Annotated in this window: 31 protein-coding genes; 26 read left to right on the top strand and 5 right to left on the bottom strand. The window is 37.5% G+C overall.

Going from position 1 to position 22,035, the window contains the following annotated elements; all coding sequences use genetic code 11:
* The first annotated feature begins 76 nt into the window (after positions 1 to 76).
* Positions 77 to 1,522 carry a cardiolipin synthase gene (gene cls, locus MHI10_RS12355; RefSeq protein ID WP_340785793.1) on the top strand — a complete coding sequence of 482 codons (1,446 nt, stop codon included), beginning with the start codon at positions 77 to 79 and terminating at the stop codon, positions 1,520 to 1,522.
* A 256-nt stretch (positions 1,523 to 1,778) separates the two neighbouring features.
* On the opposite strand, the gene MHI10_RS12350 is transcribed toward cls, so the two are convergent.
* Positions 1,779 to 2,099: a hypothetical protein gene (locus tag MHI10_RS12350; RefSeq protein ID WP_340785792.1), complete on the bottom strand. Its 321-nt coding sequence runs from the start codon at positions 2,097 to 2,099 to the stop codon at positions 1,779 to 1,781.
* 276 nt (positions 2,100 to 2,375) lie between these two features.
* On the opposite strand from MHI10_RS12350, the gene MHI10_RS12345 reads away from it, so the two are divergent.
* Positions 2,376 to 4,172 (top strand): M3 family oligoendopeptidase, encoded by a 1,797-nt coding sequence (locus tag MHI10_RS12345; protein WP_340785791.1) that lies wholly within the window; start codon positions 2,376 to 2,378, stop codon positions 4,170 to 4,172.
* A 61-nt stretch (positions 4,173 to 4,233) separates the two neighbouring features.
* On the opposite strand, the gene MHI10_RS12340 is transcribed toward MHI10_RS12345, so the two are convergent.
* Positions 4,234 to 5,286 carry a nucleoid-associated protein gene (locus MHI10_RS12340; RefSeq protein ID WP_340785790.1) on the bottom strand — a complete coding sequence of 351 codons (1,053 nt, stop codon included), beginning with the start codon at positions 5,284 to 5,286 and terminating at the stop codon, positions 4,234 to 4,236.
* A gap of 531 nt (positions 5,287 to 5,817) precedes the next feature.
* Here MHI10_RS12340 and MHI10_RS12335 point away from each other — a divergent pair.
* On the top strand, positions 5,818 to 5,997 hold the full coding sequence (locus MHI10_RS12335; RefSeq protein ID WP_340785788.1) for a hypothetical protein: 180 nt from the start codon (positions 5,818 to 5,820) through the stop codon (positions 5,995 to 5,997).
* A gap of 395 nt (positions 5,998 to 6,392) precedes the next feature.
* On the top strand, positions 6,393 to 6,986 hold the full coding sequence (locus MHI10_RS12330) for a YpjP family protein (protein ID WP_340785786.1): 594 nt from the start codon (positions 6,393 to 6,395) through the stop codon (positions 6,984 to 6,986).
* Positions 6,987 to 7,141: 155 nt separating this feature from the next.
* Here the strand turns inward: MHI10_RS12330 and MHI10_RS12325 are convergent, their stop codons facing one another.
* The 3 genes from MHI10_RS12325 to MHI10_RS12315 all read right to left on the bottom strand — a co-directional run bounded on the left by MHI10_RS12325 (position 7,142) and on the right by MHI10_RS12315 (position 9,242).
* Positions 7,142 to 8,323, bottom strand: coding sequence for a site-specific integrase (locus tag MHI10_RS12325; protein ID WP_340785785.1), 1,182 nt, complete (start codon positions 8,321 to 8,323; stop codon positions 7,142 to 7,144).
* Positions 8,324 to 8,400: 77 nt separating this feature from the next.
* Positions 8,401 to 8,895 carry an ImmA/IrrE family metallo-endopeptidase gene (locus tag MHI10_RS12320; RefSeq protein ID WP_340785784.1) on the bottom strand — a complete coding sequence of 165 codons (495 nt, stop codon included), beginning with the start codon at positions 8,893 to 8,895 and terminating at the stop codon, positions 8,401 to 8,403.
* A 5-nt stretch (positions 8,896 to 8,900) separates the two neighbouring features.
* Positions 8,901 to 9,242, bottom strand: coding sequence for a helix-turn-helix domain-containing protein (locus MHI10_RS12315; RefSeq protein WP_340785783.1), 342 nt, complete (start codon positions 9,240 to 9,242; stop codon positions 8,901 to 8,903).
* Between the two features lie 154 nt (positions 9,243 to 9,396).
* On the opposite strand from MHI10_RS12315, the gene MHI10_RS12310 reads away from it, so the two are divergent.
* From MHI10_RS12310 to MHI10_RS12205, 22 genes are all read left to right on the top strand, one after another.
* A complete protein-coding gene (locus tag MHI10_RS12310) occupies positions 9,397 to 9,621 on the top strand; it encodes a helix-turn-helix transcriptional regulator (RefSeq protein WP_340785782.1) in 225 nt (74 codons plus the stop codon).
* 11 nt (positions 9,622 to 9,632) lie between these two features.
* Entirely contained in the window at positions 9,633 to 9,824 is a 192-nt protein-coding gene (locus tag MHI10_RS12305; RefSeq protein WP_340785781.1) for a hypothetical protein, read from the top strand.
* A gap of 206 nt (positions 9,825 to 10,030) precedes the next feature.
* Positions 10,031 to 10,768 (top strand): ORF6C domain-containing protein, encoded by a 738-nt coding sequence (locus MHI10_RS12300; protein WP_340785780.1) that lies wholly within the window; start codon positions 10,031 to 10,033, stop codon positions 10,766 to 10,768.
* A gap of 10 nt (positions 10,769 to 10,778) precedes the next feature.
* Entirely contained in the window at positions 10,779 to 10,994 is a 216-nt protein-coding gene (locus tag MHI10_RS12295; protein ID WP_445683222.1) for a TscA family type II toxin-antitoxin system antitoxin, read from the top strand.
* A gap of 42 nt (positions 10,995 to 11,036) precedes the next feature.
* Positions 11,037 to 11,351, top strand: coding sequence for a hypothetical protein (locus MHI10_RS12290; protein WP_340785778.1), 315 nt, complete (start codon positions 11,037 to 11,039; stop codon positions 11,349 to 11,351).
* 210 nt (positions 11,352 to 11,561) lie between these two features.
* Positions 11,562 to 11,831, top strand: coding sequence for a helix-turn-helix domain-containing protein (locus MHI10_RS12285; RefSeq protein ID WP_340785777.1), 270 nt, complete (start codon positions 11,562 to 11,564; stop codon positions 11,829 to 11,831).
* Between the two features lie 177 nt (positions 11,832 to 12,008).
* Positions 12,009 to 12,197 (top strand): hypothetical protein, encoded by a 189-nt coding sequence (locus MHI10_RS12280; protein WP_340785776.1) that lies wholly within the window; start codon positions 12,009 to 12,011, stop codon positions 12,195 to 12,197.
* 116 nt (positions 12,198 to 12,313) lie between these two features.
* Positions 12,314 to 12,850, top strand: coding sequence for a sigma-70 family RNA polymerase sigma factor (locus MHI10_RS12275; protein ID WP_340785774.1), 537 nt, complete (start codon positions 12,314 to 12,316; stop codon positions 12,848 to 12,850).
* 94 nt (positions 12,851 to 12,944) lie between these two features.
* Positions 12,945 to 15,068, top strand: a complete 2,124-nt coding sequence (locus tag MHI10_RS12270; RefSeq protein ID WP_340785773.1) for a hypothetical protein — start codon at positions 12,945 to 12,947, stop codon at positions 15,066 to 15,068.
* A 1-nt stretch (position 15,069) separates the two neighbouring features.
* Positions 15,070 to 15,309, top strand: a complete 240-nt coding sequence (locus tag MHI10_RS12265; RefSeq protein ID WP_340785772.1) for a hypothetical protein — start codon at positions 15,070 to 15,072, stop codon at positions 15,307 to 15,309.
* Positions 15,310 to 15,325: 16 nt separating this feature from the next.
* Positions 15,326 to 16,216 (top strand): recombinase RecT, encoded by an 891-nt coding sequence (locus MHI10_RS12260; protein WP_340785771.1) that lies wholly within the window; start codon positions 15,326 to 15,328, stop codon positions 16,214 to 16,216.
* 2 nt (positions 16,217 to 16,218) lie between these two features.
* Positions 16,219 to 16,920, top strand: coding sequence for an MBL fold metallo-hydrolase (locus MHI10_RS12255; protein WP_340785770.1), 702 nt, complete (start codon positions 16,219 to 16,221; stop codon positions 16,918 to 16,920).
* An 11-nt stretch (positions 16,921 to 16,931) separates the two neighbouring features.
* Positions 16,932 to 17,297, top strand: a complete 366-nt coding sequence (locus MHI10_RS12250) for a zinc-finger-containing protein (protein WP_340785767.1) — start codon at positions 16,932 to 16,934, stop codon at positions 17,295 to 17,297.
* 18 nt (positions 17,298 to 17,315) lie between these two features.
* Entirely contained in the window at positions 17,316 to 17,960 is a 645-nt protein-coding gene (locus MHI10_RS12245; protein WP_340785765.1) for a hypothetical protein, read from the top strand.
* A gap of 13 nt (positions 17,961 to 17,973) precedes the next feature.
* Positions 17,974 to 18,372 (top strand): hypothetical protein, encoded by a 399-nt coding sequence (locus MHI10_RS12240; protein WP_340785763.1) that lies wholly within the window; start codon positions 17,974 to 17,976, stop codon positions 18,370 to 18,372.
* 13 nt (positions 18,373 to 18,385) lie between these two features.
* Complete coding sequence (locus tag MHI10_RS12235; protein ID WP_340785762.1) at positions 18,386 to 19,249, top strand: phage replisome organizer N-terminal domain-containing protein; 864 nt, start codon at positions 18,386 to 18,388, stop codon at positions 19,247 to 19,249.
* On the top strand, positions 19,176 to 20,018 hold the full coding sequence (locus MHI10_RS12230; protein WP_340785761.1) for an ATP-binding protein: 843 nt from the start codon (positions 19,176 to 19,178) through the stop codon (positions 20,016 to 20,018). The genes MHI10_RS12235 and MHI10_RS12230 overlap by 74 nt, the downstream gene beginning before the upstream one ends.
* Before the next feature lie 69 nt (positions 20,019 to 20,087).
* Positions 20,088 to 20,282 (top strand): hypothetical protein, encoded by a 195-nt coding sequence (locus MHI10_RS12225; protein WP_340785760.1) that lies wholly within the window; start codon positions 20,088 to 20,090, stop codon positions 20,280 to 20,282.
* On the top strand, positions 20,279 to 20,476 hold the full coding sequence (locus tag MHI10_RS12220; protein ID WP_340785759.1) for a DUF6877 family protein: 198 nt from the start codon (positions 20,279 to 20,281) through the stop codon (positions 20,474 to 20,476). Before MHI10_RS12225 ends, MHI10_RS12220 begins: the two co-directional genes overlap by 4 nt.
* Positions 20,466 to 20,798, top strand: coding sequence for a hypothetical protein (locus MHI10_RS12215; RefSeq protein ID WP_340785758.1), 333 nt, complete (start codon positions 20,466 to 20,468; stop codon positions 20,796 to 20,798). The genes MHI10_RS12220 and MHI10_RS12215 overlap by 11 nt, the downstream gene beginning before the upstream one ends.
* Positions 20,795 to 21,448: a dUTP diphosphatase gene (locus MHI10_RS12210; protein ID WP_340785757.1), complete on the top strand. Its 654-nt coding sequence runs from the start codon at positions 20,795 to 20,797 to the stop codon at positions 21,446 to 21,448. Before MHI10_RS12215 ends, MHI10_RS12210 begins: the two co-directional genes overlap by 4 nt.
* Positions 21,449 to 21,599: 151 nt before the next feature.
* A complete protein-coding gene (locus tag MHI10_RS12205; RefSeq protein ID WP_340785755.1) occupies positions 21,600 to 22,019 on the top strand; it encodes a RusA family crossover junction endodeoxyribonuclease in 420 nt (139 codons plus the stop codon).
* Positions 22,020 to 22,035 lie beyond the last annotated feature (16 nt).

Genomic DNA, 22,035 nt, shown 5'->3' with positions numbered 1-22,035 from the left:
TTATTTGGTGGTAGTTTTCATGTGACTTACATATGAGCGCCTCAAATTACTTGATTAAAAAAGGAGGAAAAACAAGATGCTTCCAAGTGGTTTGACAATTTCAATTTATATTTTAAACTTTTTCTTCGCACTTTTTGTTGTTTTTATTAGTCGTAAAAGTCCATCATCTGCATGGGCATGGTTATTAATTTTATTTTTCATTCCAATTGTTGGGTTTGTTTTGTATTTATTATTTGGGCGAAACTTACGGAAAAAGAATTTTGTTCGGTGGATGACGGTCAATCAAAATGAATCATTGCCTGTATTTAAAGAGCAACAGAAAAAGATACATGACAATACGTATGAATTTCCAAATGGGGTAACAAAAGAACACCAACAATTAATTCAAATGAATGTGGATTACAATCAAGCGCTATTAAGTGCCCATAATGAAGTGGAAATTTTTTCGGAAGGAAAGGAAAAATTTGCTGCATTAATAAAGGATATTGAGCAAGCACAACAGTCAATCCATATGCAATATTACATTTTTAAAATGGATAAAATCGGGAAGCACATTTATGATGCCCTTGTTTTAAAGGCGCAGCAAGGAGTCGAAGTAAAGGTTATTTATGATGATTTAGGTTCTCGAAAATTAATGAAAAAGCATTTTCAAGAGCTAATAGACGCTGGTGGAGAAGTGGAAGCCTTTTTCTCCTCCTATTTTACATTATTAAATCCACGTATCAATTTCCGAAACCATCGTAAGCTTGTTATTATTGATGGGCAAATCGGCTATATTGGTGGTTTTAATGTTGGAGAGGAATATGCTTGTCTCGACGAAAAAATTGGGTATTGGCGTGATACGCATTTAAAAATTCAAGGACATTCTGTTTACAGCATGCAGGCACACTTTATATTTGACTGGCATCAAGCGCGCAATGAAATGCTCGAGCAAACAGATATGAAATATTTTCCGTCATTTCATGTGGACAATTTGCTTCCAGTTCAAATTGTTTCAAGTGGACCGGATACGGAATGTGAATCGATTAAAAATAGTTATATTCGAATGATTTTAAGTGCGAAACGGTATATTTACATTCAATCACCTTATTTTGTACCAGATGAAGCCTTTTTACATGCGATTCAAATTGCTGCTTCATCAGGGGTCGATGTGCGCATTATGACACCGGCTGTAACGGATCATCCGTTTGTTTACGGCGCAAATTCAGCGTATGGTGGGGATATGTTACGTCATGGTGGGCGCATATTCCGTTATGAAAAGGGATTTTTACATGCAAAAATGATGGTTATTGACGATGAAATTACGACTATTGGCACGGCCAATATTGACGTGCGAAGTTTTAGTTTAAATTTTGAAATTAATGCAATCTTATTTGATGAGGAACTGGCTATAAAATGTCGGAAATTATTTGAACAAGATCAGCAAAATAGCTTTGAAATGACACCTGCACTTTATGAAAAAAGAAGCAGCTGGACAAAAGTTCGCGAATCCATTTCACGGTTAATATCGCCAATATTATAAAAAGGAAAAATTTAATTAAGGCAAAGTGTGAGAGTTCGTTTTCATACTTTGTTTTTTTGTATTGGATTAAATATTTATTTGGAACTCATAATGGTTTAATGGAGGTAAGCGGTGAACGGGAATCTTTAGTTTTTCGTAATAAAGGTTTTTGGATTAATTACATTTGATGGGGCGAAAGTATGAATGAACTAGGATAACCAAGAATAAAAACCTCTTAACTATCACTAGTCCATTATGGAGTGATTTTGTATATCATTTATGAGGTAATCACTTTCTTCATAATTTTTAAATCCATTTCAATCGCATCAATTCTAGAAACAGCATCTGATACCTCTGGGCGTAATTCAGCATTCACCGCAGTCTGTTCTTTAACGATCGTCATATCTTCGCTTAGGAGAACAACTTGGTTTGTTAAAGCATCAATTTTCATGTTTATTTCAGAATTTGATTGCTCAAGATTATCTACTTTATTCGATAAATGTTCTACTTTAGTTGATAGGTTTTCAAAAGATAGCTCAAGGCCACCAATCTTGTTTACTTTAGTTAATATTTGCTCTAATAATTCACGATCAGTCATTTTTTTCACCTCGCTAGTTTAAATTCTTTACCTACCCTGCACAAAATAAATCATCAAGCCATTGATAAGTTCCTACTCAAATATATCATGGTTTAAATTAAAAATAAAATAATGATTGAAATAGTGGGCAAAGATTTTATTTGAGCTGTTTTTGCCCAAAAGTAGGCTACAACTCATTTGAATTTATTTCAAATATCGAAATAATTCTATGCAAAATAGTAGGGTTTTTAGTAGAATGGTAATTGTATTACTATTCTGAAAGCGGGGCGTGTTTAAATGGAAAACGTAAAATATCCAGAAGTATGGGATTTAGATGTATTCTTTCCAGGTGGAAGTGCATCTCCTGAATTAAAACAACATATTGAAAATTTAACACCAAGATTTGAGCGATTAACAGAAAAAGTGGCGCAATTTGACCTACCACAAACAACAGATTCTGCAGGTGAAATCGCTTTTATTTTAGAAGAAATAAAAGAAGCTTTCATGCATGTTTCGCAAGCGGGTGCAGTAATATCTTGCTTAATATCTCAAGATACAACTGACCGTGAAGCGCAATTATTACAAAGCCAATTATCTGGTATTGCTGCGAATTTCTCGCCAATTTTAGAAGGCTTTAATCAAAAATTAGGTCAAATCGAGCAAACGGTATTTGATCAATTACTTGAAACGGAAGAGCTTTCACATTTCGCCTTTATTTTAACGGAGTGGCGTGAAAAATCAAAAATGACTTTATCAGAGGATGAAGAAGCTCTCATCTCTGCATTAGGTGTGGACGGCTATTCGGCTTGGGGCCAAATGTATACGATGTTAATTGGTGATATTAAAGTAGAAGTGGAAGTAGATGGCGAGCTGAAAACACTTTCGGTTGGACAGGCAAATAATTTAAGTGGCAATGCGGATCGCAAAGTACGCAAAGCGGCATTTGAAGCATTAGAAAAAGTGTTTACGGAGCGCGAGGAAATTTTTGCGAAAACGTTAAACCATCTAGCAGGTTTCCGTTTAGCCGTTTATAAAAAGCGCGGCTGGGATTCGGTTTTACAAGAGCCGCTACAAATTAGCCGTATGAAGCAAGAGACACTTGATGCGATGTGGGGCGCGATTACTGCGCGTAAAGCAACATTTGCCAACTATTTAACACATAAAGCATCACTTTTGGGACAAGAAAAGCTCGATTGGTTTGATTTCGATGCACCTGTAACGGATTCAACGACGAAAGTTAGCTATCAAGAAGGTTCAGAGTTCATTTTAAAACATTTCGGTCGTTTCGGTACGGAAATGGAATCTTTTGCACGTACGGCATTTGAAGACGGATGGATTGAGGCAGAGGACCGTGATAATAAAGGAGCAGGTGGCTTCTGTACAGGTATGCCATTATCCGATCAATCGCGTATTTTCATGACATTTTCAGGGACAATGTCAAACGTTTCAACATTAGCACATGAGCTCGGCCATGGATTCCATACACATGCACTACGCCCTGTGCACCCATTAAACCGACGCTACGCAATGAATGTAGCTGAAACAGCGTCGACATTTGCGGAAATGATTGTGTCCGATGCAGCAGTACAAGAAGCAGCAAATGAGCAAGAGAAAATCGCGTTACTAGAAGATAAAGTACAAAGCTCTGTAGCATTTTTAATGAATATTCATGCACGTTTCTTATTCGAAACACGCTTCTATGAGGAGCGCAAAAAAGGAATGGTTTCTTCAAAGCGTTTAAATGAATTAATGGAAGAAGCACAAATTGAAGCACATGCTGGTGGATTGGGCGAAACACATCCACATTTCTGGGCTTCTAAAATGCATTTCTATATTACAGGCGTGCCATTTTACAACTTCCCATACACATTCGGCTACTTATTCTCGCTTAGCATTTATGCAAAGGCGAAAGAAGAGGGCAAAGGGTTCGAGGAAAAATATATGGCTTTATTACGCGATACAGCGATTATGACCGTAGAAGATTTAGCAATGAAACATTTAGGTGAGGATATTACAAAGCAAGACTTCTGGTTAAAAGGCATCGCGCTATGCGAAAAAGACGTTGAGGAATTTATCGCGTTAACGTCGAAATAATAAATTGTAACGAGCAAAAGGCAGAAACGCGATTAGATCAACGTTTCTGCCTTTTGTCTGCTTATTTTTTTCGTAATGCAAACTGTAAATCATCGCTATTTTTAATCGTAATCGTGTACGTGCCACTTATTTGATCATGCTGAATATCGATATCATTCAAATTTTTATCATACTTAAAAACAATTTCGTTATTTTCGGATTTATACACTACTTGTAAGTCATCCCGTTTCGCTTCAAAATTAGGTGTGAAACTTGGATTTCGTTCTGTAAATTCGTTAATGAACATTTTCGAGTTTTGCGAAACAAAGCTTTCTCGTTCTTCTGCAGGGGCGATTGCTTCATAAATATTATGCACAGATGCTTCAAGCTCAATGTATTTGCCATTTTCAAATTCTTCATCAATGACTTGCTGTAAAAGAGGGGCCTTGTCTTCTGCCAATGTCGGCTGGATCGTTTCATACAGCTCGGTCATTAACATTTTCGTTTTCTTTTTATCCGTTGCAACTGGAGTCGCCTGTAAAAAAGTTTCCATGAAAAACTTCGCTGGTTCTCCGTCCGATTGCTTGTCGAGCACATATAAGTTTTCTTCCAGCGGGTCATAATCCATGCGAATCAGTGCGCACTTTTGAACGCGGCTAAAGGCATCTGGTAAAATATTCTCTATCGTTTTTAAATCGCGTGTTTCTAAATCAATTTGCACCGCATCTTGTGGGTCAATTTTTAGGAAAAGCAAGTACTGCTCGCCGATTAATTCCACATGGGCAACAAAAACAGAGCCATTACTGCTCGAAACATTTTGCATGATTTGGAATAGTTTATTTGATATATCATTTGTTAACGATAAGAAATGCGTGTCATCTGGATATTCGATATAACGGTTCATCTTCGTTAAAATATCATTATCCGAATCTAAAAACTTGCATGCAACGGATTTTGGACTATTTAATGTTGCATCAATATATTGTTCGAAAAACTGTGAATACACGTCCTGTTCAAGTGTTGTTAAATCCATCGTGTTTTGCGCGGCCATAAAGCGATTTTGCTCCATATTAATAACCGCAACGGCCATGCGCTTCATTTGGATGGAAAGATCTGTTTCTACTTCAGTCGTCATGTAGATGTAGCTCCTTTAGTCATAATCTGGTCGCATATACGCCAAATACATAATAGCTATTAGTATAGCGGATTGCGAAAAAAAAGCATAGTCGGGCAATTGGTTTTACAAATGAAAACATCTGTGCTATTATTTGATTATGCTATTTTAGATAGTGGTATTTATAAATTGGCGTTCCACTAGTGTTTTTGAAGATACTTTTTCACACTGGCGCATGCTAAAGGGCTGCAAGGACATAGTAGAAGGTTGGGACTATGTTGCTTAAGTTAGAAAAAATTAGTTGAATTTTACCGCGGTTAAAACAGGAGCTATAGGCTTCTAATAATAGATAAATTCCCCGGATGATCGGGTCGAGACATACATTTATTTATAAAACTATCTATCAAATACTAAAGGGGTGCCTTCTTAATTGAAGGTGCCCCTTGTCCAATTTTAAGGGCGAAAATGTTTGAAACTTTATTTCGTTTACGTTCAAACACGTTAAGTATAGATTTTCACAAAATGGCTAATCTATTTTGTGGAGGTGATATTTTGACAAAAAATAATCGAGGTAAAAATAAGCTAGGTCGGGAAGAGTTTGGCTACGGGTACGACATTAGTGCTGATGATTTAGGCGTAATTGGTAAGAATAATCAGGCCAAAAAGCAAAATAAGAATGAAAATAAAGAAAAGCAACAAAATAAAAATAATCCTGCAACTTTAAATGAATAAGTTAGACCCATCAATTTTCTGAATCATTATAATAGGGAGTTGTGTATAGCTCGTAACGATTTCCTCTGAAGTCGTTATGGGCTTTTTTATTTTTCCGGGGTATTGCACTGAAGATCATAAAGTAGAAAACCACCCAATCTAAAATTAGGTGGCAGGAATAAATGATAAAATTAGTCCGTGAAGCATAAAGAAGTCATGTAACCTAACATTAAAAGTAAGCCAAGACCGATTACGATTGAAGTGTCCATTAAAACTAACCTCCTTTAAAAAACGTACATAAGATTCATAATTATTGTACAATGAATAGAAAAAAGATGAAACCTTTTCTTCCATGATTCGTATATAATTAAGAGAGCATGTTTCTAAATTATACATATATTAGGTAGGTGGAGCGCATGAAAAAATGGTTATATAAATCACTCGTCGTATCCGTAGCCGTATTAACATTTGGCATGATTACGCCGAAACACGAGATATGGGCAAATTTTGAAGAGGAAATTAATTCGAATCGGGCGTTTGAACGGTCCGACAACAATCATACTTCCGCAGCCTATCAGCTCGATGAATTCTTAGTTGATGATTATAGTAGACTGACTGTTGAATCTATTACAGCCGCAGCAAAAGAGCAGTCTTATATGAAGTTTGGATCGCGTATTGGACCGGTCATTGAAAATGAATTTGACACGAATATTTTCCCAAAGATTGAGGAAGCAATTGCATTCACAGTCGATCGTTTAGGTGAGGACAAGCTTATGAATGCTGTTATTTCCGAAAAACCGAGTGGCGATTATGCTGAAAAAATTTTTCATATTACGGACAATGAATTAAAGCAAGATATTATTCGTTTCCACGTTCGAACAGAAAATCGTCCATTTGACGGTTATTATTACAATTTCCATTACCACACGTTTGAAGACAATTTCGTAAAGCATTATGATTTAGGCGAAATTTACTGGTCCAAAAACACACCGCCTAAGTGGTTGTCATAAAAAACTCGAAGCATCTACGAATTTTGTAGGTGTTTTTTTGTGGCTAAAACCTTGATATATAAGCATTTTCTCCGATTGTAGTCTCCGAATAATAAATTGCAGATTAGGTACTAATTTAATGAATATAACCATGTACCCCAAATTGTACCCCAAAATCACTCATTTTCAATTTCATCAAATTTATTTAAGGTAATAATTCCATCCATAATATTCGATGCATGGATTTCATCTTTTTCAAATGAATGAGCATAAACCTTATAAATTGTTTCTGGAGTATCACCAACTAATGCAGCGACCGTCGTAACAGGGACATTTTGTGATAGTTGAATGGAAACGAAGGTATGCCTCAAATAATGGGGGGTGAAGTGGGGGATATCTTCACGCTCACACATTAAGTCAATAATGCGCTTTAAGTATCTTTCTCCTAGTGGCTCTCCAGCATAGGTAACAAATACATGACCTTTAGGATTCCTATGGCCGCATGTATTCATTTTTTGATCATACCAAACTTTATAATCGAGTAAAATTTTCTTGATGTTTTCATTCATGGGGAATTTCCGATAACTATTTTTAGTTTTTGGTGACCTGGAGCCGTAACGATCTTTAGTTTTGTTAATGTAAATCACGTTATTCTCGAAATCTATATCCGATTCCCATTCTAGCGCTCTCAATTCCCCAGCTCTCATACCGGTTAGGAACAATAAACTCAAACATGTATAATGAGTAATTTTGTATTTAGTACGTGCAACCTCTAAAATCTTTTCGACTATTTCAATGGAAATTGCGTCACGCCTAATACTCTCGATTGCCTTATTTAAATTTGGGGCAGTAAATCTCTTTCGATCCAAAATTTCATTTTTCACTGCGAAAGAAAAAATCGCGTTAAGTCTACGATATATCGAGGAAAGGCTACCTTCTTTAAATTCCGCTTTGATTAAAGGGTCAAACAATTCCTTTTGAATAATTAAATTGTTAACTTTTTTTATTTTGTGTTTTCCGATAGCATTTAAGACATAATTATTCATCACATAATTATGATTTCTTTCAGACGTAGGCTTCCAGTTAGTTTGATTAGCTTGCACGTATTTCTCATTCAACTGTGCAACAGTTAAGTTCTCGTTTTTAACAAAACCTTGGTTGCCATCCAAAATGTGAGCCTTCAACTCGATTAAAGCGCGTTCAGCTTCTTCGATTGTGTAAAATGTTTGATTTGTTTTCTCTACACGTTTACCAGATTCATCGTAATACTTGTAGCGATAAGCATACTTCTTTACCTTTCCAACCTTGAACCAATAGATGCTATCTAGTTTTGTTTTATTCATTTTATATCTTGCCAATCAACTCACTCCTTATAAAATGAGAATATATGTTCTTTTATTGTTAAAAAAATTACCACCAATAGGCGGTATGTAAATTAAGTTCCAAGTTGTTTTACAGGTGTTTCAATCCAATCGAATTTTTCTAGGATGCCCAACGGCTCAAAGCATAACGTATAATCATCCACTAATATGTACAATCCATATTTGCTTTTGTACCATTTAAGGGCATCATCTAAAAACTCTTCCGTTACATCTAAATAATTCGCTAACTCGTAACTGTTAGTTAAATATTGATCATAAGCAGCAACGATTTTAGATAGAGGAACAAGTTTGTTATATGCCCATCGTCGTGCAATTAACTCTTGCTTACGATTAATAGAGTTGGATTGATCCAATATGTCTCCAACGGAAGTATGGTAATGCCCAAACTCTTCAGCGAGTACGCATTTCTTTTCTCGAAGTGTTTTTATACGTTTATTTAGTTGAATGATGTTATCTGAATATAAACCTTTAATTCTAGGAGCCATGTATCTCTCGTATATTTCTATATCATGTTGATAGACTTCTTCTTCAAGTTGCTCATAATTCATCAGAATCACTCCTGTTGCTTGTTGGCTCGCTTCATTCGTACAAACTCTTTAAACTGTGCGATTTCATCTAGTTCTTCTTCTGTCCATTCGTCACCGTCATGGTGTGCTGCTATTGTTTGTATCTCATAACTATCTGATGAACTATCTTGATTGCTACGCCCGAGTAAATAATCTGTTGTAACACCGAAGAAATCCGCTAATTTAGTCAGGGTGTCGTAATCTGGTTGAGTTGAAGATGTTTCATATCTGGCATATGTTGATCTATTGATTTTTAATTTATCCGTTAAATCTTTTTGAGAAAGATTCATTTTATCCCTTAACAACCTTAGACGTTCGCCATATTTCACATCAATCACCACCTTCTATAACAAAGTTTTGTTTAATTATAAGTGAATTTTATGCACATTAAAATATATGTGAATAAATTACACAAATATACTTGACTGTGCAAAAAATGCACGGTATACTATGTGTAAGAAATGCACAAAGGAGGTTTCGAAAATGTTTGCAGAAGTTATCAAAGCGCGTCGAATTGAGTTAGGATTGTCACATCAAGATGTTGCGAATTGTGTAGGTATTGAACGTTCTTATTACACAAAAATAGAAAACGGTTTAAAACCAAGCGTGAAAGTGGCGCAATTGATTGCTAAAACTTTAGGCGGTTTTGAATGGACGATTTTTTTTAATGAAATTTGTGTAGAAAATGCACAATCAAAAATTGCATAGGAGGGATGAGCGTGGAAAATAAAACAAACGCAGAAGAATTACTCCACCAACAGCTGGAACTATTGGCGGAGCGTAGCGCTAATGAGGCGTCGGTTGCAGATTTACCACAACTTACATTAGCCATGATTGAGTTGTACAAATGTTTACCTAATAAAAATCATTCGTTATCTTGGGATACTCCAGAGTTGGAAACTGTAGAATAAAATTTTCTGTAAGTTGCTGCAACTGAATCTTGAGTAGCATGAGATTGATTCGGATTATTAGATGATGCTCTTGAGCTTAAATGTTCTAAAAAAGCAACAGTAAGTTCTAATGCGATTTCTTTATCTGTTTTATTAGTCATTGTTTTTCACCCCACATTCTATTAACAGTTTAACAGATTGGGATACAAAAAATAGGAGGTTTTATCATGAATCAATTAGTTTTCATCGAAAACAAACAAGTCGTGACAGACAGCGTAACAATTGCAGAAGTATTCGGCAAAGAACATTTCAATGTAACGAATGATATAAAAAATCAAATTAGCAAGTTAACAGATGCTGGCGAAAGTGAATGGGGTGCCTTGAACTTTCAAGAGACCCAATACCAACATTCACAAAACAAACAATGGTATCCAAAATTCAAAATGACCGAGGACGGTTTCACTCTTGTTGCTATGTCGTACGTAACACCAGAAGCAATGAAGATGAAAGTGAAATTTATCCAAGAGTTCAAGCGTATGCGTGAATTTATCGAAAGCCAGCAACACAAGAAGTTTTCGGCACGTGAGCAGTTACTACTAATCATGCAGGCAAACGAGGAGACGGCTGAACGTGTAGATGCCATCGAAGAGAAAGTTAATATTTTGCACGATACAATGCGCATGGATAGTAAGCAAGAAAAGGAGATGAACTATTATGGTAAATCGATTGCTATGAAAGCGCTTGGTGGCAAAGAATCAAATGCCTACAAACAAATAAGTGGGCAAGCATTCCGTTCTCTCTGGAAGGATATGCACAATCATTTCGGTATCTCTTCTTATAAAGATGTTCCGAGATCCAAATTCGAAGAAGCGATGTACTTCATTTCGAAATGGCAACCTTCAACGAGTCTACGTATTGAAATCGAAAATTGTAACAAGCAAATGCAGTTAAAGTTGGTGAAATAACTTGGGTATCGTGAAACAACTCATCACTGAGGAGCAAGCAAAGTCGCTACAGGAAATTAGTGACACACTCAATAGCGCATTAGTTAACAAGCAATCAATGTATCAGGCTAAGATCATTGACGAAAATGGAGAAATCGATGTCATTGAGAATCGAGAACAACACTTGGAAAATGTCATAGATTGGGCATTAACCGCACTCGGTATAACGTTCGACTTTTTAGAATAAGGAAGGCGCCACACGAGCGCCTTTATATAGGAGGAAATAGTCATGATGCCTCAAACGCAAACAGAGAGCGCGTTAATTCTAACACTTTTCGAGATGTCGGGCATAACACCAGAAAAGGTTCATCAGCAATTAACAGAACTAGCTAACGATGCTGCTAAACCGCTAATCCTTTTTTGGGACATCAAAGACATTGTAAAAGCTACTACATTTAGTAGGAAATTTTTAGAGGACCACATTCTCACTGATTCACGCATCCAACGATATGAGCGTCAACGAGAGAAAGGTGGTAAGCGTGTATGGCTGAAAGAGCCAACAGCGAAAGCGATTCAAGAAATCATTATGAATGAATGGCTTTAAACCATCTGGTAGCAGTCCATAGTAATGGACCGCTAGATAAATCATAGCCGGGGCAATCGGCATTTAGAAGAGCTAGGGCTATAGCTCAATAGCAAGTTTGTCTTGCTAAATACATTATATAACTAAATTTCTATTAAATGTGTTCTATCTGCGAACATCGGCACCTGTAATAGCTGATGTTCGAAAATCGAACACAGGAAGGCGATGACTATGTTTGGAGAACATTTAAGATCATTTCGGGAGCAAGCCGGGCTAACCCAGCAACAACTTGCTGACAGAATATTTAAGTCTCGTACAGCAATTAGCAAAATGGAAAACGACGAGCAAGAAATTGGCATAACAACATTTAAAGAGTGGGCGATAATTACAAATTGCGAGATTCAAGCGATGACGGTTTTATTCGGCACAGAAATTTTTGCACAAGCAACACAGGTTTTATCCTTAGTACCAGCATTCATTCGATTTTCATTCTTTATATAGGAAGGTAGGGGATTACATATTCGAATCAAACCAAGAGTTTGGCGGATCATGACGGTCAAACAAAGATTACAAGCAATGTATTTTATAGCACAAAAAAACCGTTGATTGTTGGACCAATCAACGGCGGAAATAAAAGTATAAACAACTAACACAATTATACCACATGGAGGTTTCAAAATGAACGAAAAGGTAGCATTTGACATTATTAATAATCTAAAAAATGAAGCGATGGCTTTATACGAAATATATGCAGTTGGTCGTGAGGACGATATTGCCCAAGCGATACACAAAATCGTAGATGCGATAAACATCTTGGAACGTAAGGCATACGGTCAAGCCATCACGACAGTGTACGACCTTAAATAATAGACAGTGCGAGCACATCGCTCGCTCTCGTCAAGCAGCTTAAAAGGGCGCATGTCGCCTCTCCTAAACTTTTAAGTTGCTTGATGGGATTGACCATCAGAAAGGAGAGGGAAGATATGACTCTAACAATGGAGCAGGAACGACTCGTACTAGATAATACAAAATTCGTTCATTATATCGCTCGCAAATATTATCACGAAAATCTCTCGCATGAAGATTTAGCAAGTGTTGGCATGATTGGACTTATCAACGCTAGCAGAAGGTTTGATGAAAGTAGAGGTTACAAGTTTATCACTTATGCAACTTTGCATATTCGCGGAGAAATCCTTAAATCATTTAGAAAACCTCATTTAGAAACGGTATCACTCAATGAATTGGTTAAAACGAGCGAGGACACAGAACGCGTCGAGTTGATAGCGAGTAACGTGTCAATCGAACATGAAATACAAATGAAATTTGATATATCTCATGCACTCTCAAAATTAAACAAACGAGAACGCGAGATTATCGTTCGTCGATTCGGATTAAGAGGTGGCGATCCCTTAAGTCAATCGCAAACTGGTGAGTATTTGAATTTGAGTCAAATGTCTATTAGTCGTATTGAGAAAACGGCACTGGTGAAACTTAGACGTTTATTGGGGAGTGTAGCTTGATGGAGTTATCCATCAAAATAAAAAACCACTGCTGAGAACAGTGGCTTCAAAAAATATTAATTTAACGAAAGTATATCACAGGAGGAATCATTATATGAAGAAAATCGAATTAGTCGTGATGAAATTACGTAATTTTAAAGGTATCTCGTTATTGGATGTGGACGTGAAACGTGAAAATGCACGTATTTATGGTGACAACGCTACAGGCAAAACGACAGTGTTTGATGCGTTCCTATGGCTCCTTTTTGACAAGGATAGCAACAACGATTCAAAGTTTGCGATTCAAACGTTAACAGGGTCGGGGCATAAAGTGCACAACTTGGAGCACACGGTCGAAGGAACATTCCTGGTGGATGGTGTTGAGGTCCAACTAAAGAAAATTTATAGAGAAGTCTGGACGAAAAAACGTGGCCAAGCTAATAAAGAGTTTGGGGGTTATAAAACATATCACTTTGTGGATGATGTGCCGTTGAGTAAAAAAGAATACGTTGCAAAAGTTGAATCAATCGTACAAGAGGATGTATTCAAGCTATTAACTTCTCCTACCTACTTTAATGAAAATATTAAATGGCAGGAACAAAGAAACATTTTACTAGAGGTTTGCGGAGATATTTCCGACGGGGATGTAATCGCATCAGATGCAGCATTAGCAAAATTAAATGATGTGTTATCCGGCAAATCAATCGAGGACATGAAAAAGATCATTGCAAGCCGTAAAAAACATATCAATGACGAGCTTGAAAAAATCCCGGTACGTATCGACGAAATCCACAAAATGATTCCAGAAATGTCGGTGGATGTTGACGCTTTAAATGAACAAGTCACTTCATTAGAAGCTGAAATTAATAGTTTAAAAGACCAGCGCTATGCAGTTACAAACGGTTCGGCATTACTGGACAAGCAACACCAACTGAAAGAACTTGAAATGCAGTTAAACGATTTTAAACGCACTTTTGAATCAGATAGTAAAACGGAGATTCATAAGTTGCAAGTCCGTTTACAGGAACTACAAGGGAATATTCAAATTATCCAGTCAGAAATTCGCATGAACGATATGGAAAAAGAGTCTATTAATCGTGAAATTCAATCATTTAACAATCGCATTACACAGAACGAAACGTCTATGCAAAAGTTACGCGATGAATTTTCATCTTTAAATGAACTGACGTTCGAACATTCAGACGAACCCGAGTGCCCAACGTGCAAACAATCCTTACCGGATGAACAATTACAAGCAGCACGAAATGAAGCACTAGCGCAATTCAATGAGCGTATTTCTACTCGAAAGGTTGAAATTAAAGCGGAAGGCCCAGTGTTTGGTGAAGAAAACAAACAAATCCAAGCCAACATCCAATTGGCTAACGACAAACTTACTTCTATTATAGTGCCTAAATCAGAAGAGCTTAACGACAAATTAGCTACAGCAGAAAAAGAGCTTGCCAAATACAACGAAAAATTACAGCAAGCACAAACGGCAGTTCCAGACGTTACAACAGCAGATCAGTACAAACAATTATCTACTCAAATTACTTCTGTTAATGCGGAAATCACAAATATGAAAGCAAATGCAAATGAAGTTGTTGCAGATATCGATGCAAACATTCGCCAGCTAGAAGAGCAAAAACAAGGTGTTAACGCTGAACTAGCTCAATTTGCAAACGTAGAAGCTAGTAAAGTACGAATCACTCAACTAGAGGCAGACCAGCAACGATTAGCAGCTGAATATGAGCTGTTAGAAGGTAACTTATTCCTTATCGAAACGTTCACACGCAAAAAGGTAGAAATGCTTACAGAACGTATCAACAGCAAGTTTAAACATGCACGCTTCAAACTTTTCGAAGAGCAAGTCAACGGGGGCTTAAATGAAGTATGCGAAACGTTATACGAAGGTGTTCCTTATGGTTCTGGCTTAAATAACGCCGCAAAAATCAATGTCGGATTAGATATCATCAATACGTTATCGGCTCATTACGGCATCCAAGCTCCAATTTTTGTAGACAATGCCGAGGCTGTAACCAAGTTTATCGATGTGGACACTCAACTTATTAGTTTAATTGTTCCTCAAAGCTTTGAAAACTACCCAGAGGAAGTTGTAAACGTGCTTGTATCTGTCCACGGTAGCTACGAGAAGGCGAAAGCTGAATGGAAAAATAAGTACAGTCAGTTACAGATTGAACAGATTGGAAAGCAATCTAACGACATGAAGGAGGCTATCTAATATGTCTGAAAAAACATTCAATATTATCGAAAGCGCAAAAGCGCAAGCAGAATACTGCAAAGAAACTGGAGCTCCGCATTTCGCTCCACGCGGCGGAACTTGTTGGAACTGCAATAAAAACATTTACGAGGAATTACCTCATAGAAATCACACTAGCATTATGTGCGGAATTTCTGTGGAAGAAGCAAAAACACAATTAGTTACAGGTTGCCCACATTGCAACCGTAGCTATTGCGACTAAAAGGGGGAAATTTAACATGTCAAATCAAGTAGCTATTATTCAGCGGGATATTACAGATCAAGTCAACGGTAAATTAGGCGAGTTGCAACAAGAAGGGCTAGTAATTCCGCAAAATTATAATGCTAGCAATGCTTTAAAATCCGCATTCTTCAAACTTCAAGAAGTGAAGGATAAATCAAACCGTCCAGCATTAGAAGTGTGTACTAAAGATTCCATTGCAAATGCATTACTAGACATGACAGTTCAAGGGTTAAGCCCAGCTAAAACACAATGCTATTTTGTGGTGTATGGTACACAGTTACAAATGCTTCGCTCATATTTTGGTACACAACAAGTGCTTAAACGTTTAAGTGGCGTTAAGGACATTTGGGCGAATGTTATATATCAAGATGATGTATTCGATTACGAAAATTATCATGGTCGCGAACGTTTAATTAGTCACAAAACTGCTTTTGAAAATCGTGATAAGGATATTTTAGGAGCTTATGCAATTATCCAAACGGCAGATGATGAAGAAATTTTAACTGTTATGACTAAAAAGGAAATCGAAACATCTTGGGGGCAAAGTAAAACATCCCAAACTGTTCATAAAAAATTCCCGCAAGAAATGGCTAAGAGAACGGTTATTAATCGAGCTGCTAAGGCATTTATCAATACATCGGATGATAGCGATTTATTAATCGAAGCGATAAATAATTCAACTGAAAATGAGTACGAAAACGAACGCAAAGACATTACACCAGAAGAAAATATTCAGGTAGAAATTGAACAAAATGCTAATCAAGAAGTTTTGGATATTGCACCAACTAAACAACAAAAAGAACCTGTTGTCCATGTCCAAAATGCGCAAGTTGTCGAAGAGTACGAGCAACAAGAACTAATTCAACAAGATGATCCAGGATTCTAAAAATGATTGAAATCAAAACAATCGCTACAGGAAGTAAAGGTAACTGCTATCACATTAGTGATGGCAGCACCGCCTTACTACTGGAGGCAGGCATTTCATTCAAGCAAATTCAACAAGGCGTCAATTTCGAAACTAGCAATATAGCAGGTGTATTAATATCACACGAGCATATGGACCATTGCAAGGGTGTTGAGGGCTGTTTAAAACGTGGGATGAAGATTTACATGTCGCAAGGCACAAAAGACGGTATGGGCTTAACTGATGTGCAAATTCGCGTCGTTAAAAGCAAGAAACAGTTTCTTATTGGTACATGGACGATTTTACCGTTTGACGTGCAGCATGACGTGAATGAGCCGTTAGGGTTTTTGCTCCAATCAGATAACGGGGACAAGCTATTATTTGCTACTGATACGTACTACGTCAAATACCGATTCACTGGACTTACTCATATACTCATCGAATGTAATTATGACCAACAGACGTTGGACGAAAATGCAGAAAGTGGCCGCATTCATCCATCTATGCGAAGGCGAGTAATGAAATCACATTTTAGTTTAGAAAATCTATTAAACTTCTTTGCTGCTAATGATTTGAGCAAAGTCCAAGAAATACATTTGCTCCACTTGTCAGACAACAACAGCAATGTGGAGCGCATTTTTAAAGCAGTTGCAAGGGCAACTGGCAAGATGATTTATATACCTTAGGAGTGATTTTTATGGAATGTCCATACTGCACAGGTCCAGTAGAGTTCCTTTCCAGTAAACAATTCTACGGCAAGGACTATGGCACGAATGTATACGTTTGTTATCCATGCGATGCCTATGTTGGCACACACGGCAAAGGTAAAACGCCACTAGGTACATTAGCAAATAAACCATTGCGTCAATTACGAATGACAGCACATTCAATTTTTGATCCATTGTGGAAGGGCAAATTCCGCAAAATGGGACGTAATGGAGCTTATCGTTTGATGCAAAAACTTATGGATTTACCACCACAAAAGGCACATATAGCGATGTTCGATGAAGATCAATGTCGTTTGTTAATTAGCAAGGTTAAAGAATATAGAGGGCTTCAATAGATTGGGAGGGCAAAACATATGGCAGTAGCATTAAAAAATGAAATCGAAGTAGTAGGGCGCGAAAGATTAACTCCAGCATTAGAGGTAGCAAAGAAATTTGTGTGTACATCACAAAGTAGACCAGCATTAACTTATGTAGCTGTAAGAGAAAATGGAGAAATCCAAGCTACCGACAGTCATCGAGCAATTGTATTAAAAAACATTCATTCGTATAAAGAAAATTTGATGCTGAATCATAAAACGTTGGATTTGATCAGAGGTTACAACTTTCCAGAATTAGCGAAATTAGTAGAGGTTAGTGAGAAGTTACAAGCTTCTTTCAAATTATCTAAAGGAGATGCAATGCAGCTAATTCCTGCACTTAAATTTATCAAATCTAGCAAGTTTGATTGTGTGAAATTTACGTTTACAAAAGAATCTATCGAACTCACGGTGCCTGGTATGCAAATAAAGTTAGAGGGCTTTGAACTAGATATCGATCAGCACTTAGATAGTGAAAATACTCTTTCGTTCACGCCTGCATATTTATTGGATGCTTTAGAAGCTTTTATTAAATTTTCTGCTGATGAAAATATCACCGTTTTCCATCAAGGACCATTACGAATATTTATTTTAGAAAACGATGATATGACAATCGGGGTTTTACCACGGAGAGTTTACTAGGAGGGCTAGGGCAATGGCTAAAGAAGAAATATTGAAAGACTTAGAGCGTCAAATAGCTCTAAAAAGCATGATCAATCGGGCGTTACAAGTTTTTCCGAAAGCGTTCATCAATCCAAATGACGAAATTATTTTAGTGCCAAGATACAACCTTTATTTCCGTTTAGATAATGTCGATTCGGAGCTTGTATTCAAATGCAAAATGTTTGAATGGTTATCGCGATCGATTGCTAAAGGTTTACCTACACGAGCTGCTAATAACGTATTAAGGAACTTTAATTACTTATTGGATACAAATTTTACTCGCATAGAAATGGATATGATTTATGACCGTTTGGGCAATGGCGTCAACCGCATTTTATGTATCGATTTTATTAAACTGGGCTACGACATGGATTTATTAAAGCGAGATTAGGAGGGCTAGGGCAATGGCTGAAATCACTTGGATAAAACTTAAGACAGATATGTTCGACAGCACGAAAATTAGGCTTATCGAAAAATTACCAGAGGGCGATACGATCTTAGTCATTTGGATTAAATTACTGACGGCTGCTGGTAAGGCGAACAGTAATGGTTACATCATGTTAACAGAAAATATTCCGATGAACGTTGAAGAAATGTCGGTTGTATTTGACCGCCCACTTAACACCGTCAGATTAGCGTTAGAGGCTTTTAAACGTTACGGGATGGTTGATGTAGAGGATGGCGAATTAGTCCGAATAGCTAACTGGGAAAAGCACCAAAACATTGACGGGATGGAGAAGATACGTGAACAAAATCGGTTGCGTAAACAAAAGGAACGTGAACGAAAAAAGGCATTAGCGGCACCAAAAAATGACATAGTTGAACCTTGTCACGTGACAGTCACGACGAATCACGCAACAGAAGTAGAAGAAGATATAGAAGTAGATAAAGAACTTAAAAGATCTACTGCTGCTATTACTAAAGCTTCGCCTCCAGTTAACATAATTACATTTTTCCAAGAAAATATCCGTTTCAATTTATCACCTTTTGAAACAGAAACTATTATTCACTGGGAAAATGAATATCCTTATGAACTAATCATTGAAGCGATGAAACGAACGGCAATGGCTAACGTTACAACTCTACGTTATACAGAAGGTATTTTAATAGATTGGCAGAAAAAGCGCTTAACAACTTTAGCAGAAATCCAACGTGACGACGAAGCATTCAATCAAAAGAAAGGTGGAAAACGTTATGAAACCAATACAAGGGGCGTTCAAACAAATAGCGGAAATCGTGGGTCAGAACATGACGACTTCTCCTTATAAACTTTGCTCTATCTGTAATCAGCAAGTACCAGCAATGGAAATCGACGTATTAGGTACAAAACGCTGGGTACAACCAAAATGCAAATGTGAGGTTGAAGCCTTTGACGCTGAACAAAAGGAATTTCAAAATTATCAACGTGAACGTGAAGTACGCGAGCTCTTTGCAATTAGCCAAGTAGGTGACCGTTATTTACAAGCCGATTTTAGTAACTTTGAGGTACGGGCAGGTTCTGAAAATGCTTATAAAATTGCGCAATACTACGTGGACAAGTTCGAAACGTTTGGGCGTGAGAGCATTTTGCTTTGGGGTGATCCTGGTAACGGCAAAACGCACCTAGCGGCAGCTATCCATAATGCAATGCGAGAAAAGGGATTAGTTGTTGTCTTTGTATCGATGCCTGACTTGCTTAGCAAGATTAAAGCCACGTTTAACCGCAACAATAAAGAGTCAGAGGAACAGATATTAAAAGCTTTATCAATTTGCGACTTACTCATTATTGATGATTTAGGCGCAGAGAAAACGAGCGATTGGGTGGAGGAAACGATTTTCAAGATTATCGACAACCGCTACCGCCGCAATAAGCCGATTTTAGCCACTAGTAATATGTCACCAAAAGATTTACCGGAGCAATTAGGTAAACGCTCAAATGACCGTATCGTTGAGATGATGCAACCAATCGAAAATAAGGCGACGAGTTACCGCCGTGAGCATGCAAAGGAACGGTTTGGGCAATTTAAAGCCTTTTTGCAGGAAAACGAGGGCGCTTAAATTCTTTTAAAAAATATAAATCGACCATTTTGTTGGAGTTAACGAAATGGTCGGGATGGAGGATAACAAATGACTGAACAATTCGCGCTAAACATGCTAGTACTGAACGGTGTTAATTATCACAAATACGGCAACGAGCAATTTAAAACAGACTTCCACTTTTGGATGCAACAGCTCCATAAAATAAAAGGTTTCGCAACGATTGAGGAAACGTGCAATTACTTTGACCATTACGGCGATAGCTTAGGAGTTCAAGCAGCATGACAAAACAACAAGTAGATCAAGCAATTAGTGAATTAATCAGCGAGTATGTATTTCCTTATGAGGCATTAGTGGACGTACATACGAGATTGCTAGGCTGTACAGATGCATATTACGCAGCCCAGCAGTTGCGCTATCTTCAAAATTTAGTTAATGCCGGTATGGCTAAGAAAAGGGGCGAGACTGTTGAAAGTTAGCGAGTTCGAAAAATTATCATTTGCACCATTTTCCGATGAATGTACGACTTTTGAAAACGTGAGGGTGGTTCGTTTCCAGGAGGGAATGGTAGGTGTCGTCATGAATAACGGTTTAGGAGAAAAGATTGTGTTCACAAACACGAAGCCTTTTGCCATTTATTACGACACTACTTCTTCGAAAATATTAAATGTGTTGCAGATAGTGCGATTTGAATCAGACAAGATGAAGATCAAACACAGTTTAAAAGAAATGTTGGAACTGTCGGATATAGAAAAGCGGTTGAAGATTTGGATTGAGCATTCGTTGGAGGTGCCAGCATGAATTTAGAAAAGTTATTTGAAACACAGGCTCAATTGGATGGGCACATTTATACAAAGCATCCGGAATTACGGGGGCAGGATAATTTGGATTGGAAGTTGTTAGCGTTACAAGTGGAATTAGCTGAATGTGCTAATGAATGGCGTGGGTTTAAGAAGTGGAGTACTGATCAGGAGCCAAGAACTTTCGAAAAAGTTGAATGTGCAACGTGCCAAGGAACTGGCGATGAAAATTATGAAATGGTGCAAGAAGCAGCGGAAGGGAACGGAAGCCATGAATATATTCAGTGCGAAGAATGTAAAGGTACTGGGTATGACGGAGAACGAAATCCATTGCTCGAAGAATACGTAGACTGCTTACACTTTGCACTTAGTATTGGTATCGAATTACAGATATACAACTTTAATTTCATCTCTATAAATAGCCAACAACCTACTATGGACTTGTTTATGGAAGTGATGGCATTTACGACGGAATTGTACTGGCATCACCGTAATGATGGGATGATAAAAGAGAAAGAATCGACTTACAAATCTGTTCTTTACCACCTTTTAGATCTAGGGCAAACGTTAGGCTTTGAATGGGAACAAGTCGAAGCAGCTTACTACGCTAAAAACAAAGTAAACCATGAACGTCAGGAGAGTGGTTACTAATTCATGAGATATATCGAGCTGGTTAAACGTCTAGGTCGTAGCAAGTATTTTATCGCTGGGCATCTCACGAATGAGGAAATTTACTACCTGAGAAAAGAGGGCTATCGGGTTGTGGTGAAAGAAAAGTTAGTAGCTTAGGAGTGATAGGGCAATGATTCAATTTACAGTACCAGGGGCAGTACAAGCGCAGGAGCGACCAAGATTCAGCCGAGCAGGGAATGGCGTCAGAACACACGACGCTCCCAAGTCTCGTAACTATAAAGAGTTGGTCAAGCTCGTAGCATGGGAGAATAAGCCACAAGAGCCGATTATGGAGCCTATAAGGTTGAAGGTGGATGTATTTATCGTCCCACCAAAGAAGTACCACACAAAGCCAAAACAAGCGCTTATTGATAGTGGTGAGTTACGACCGACGACTAAGCCAGATTTAGATAATTTGGTTAAGGGCATTAAGGATGGCTGCACGAAAATCATTTGGCATGATGATGCGCAGATCGTTGAGATGGTTGTACGTAAATTTTATGATATGACACCGAGGGCAGAAGTGAGCGTAGAAATATTAAGTAATTAAAACAATGTTCGTGTAT

The sequence above is a fragment of the Solibacillus sp. FSL K6-1523 genome (genome assembly GCF_038005225.1).
Lineage (GTDB): Bacteria > Bacillota > Bacilli > Bacillales_A > Planococcaceae > Solibacillus.
This window is presented reverse-complemented; position numbering and strand designations above follow the sequence as displayed.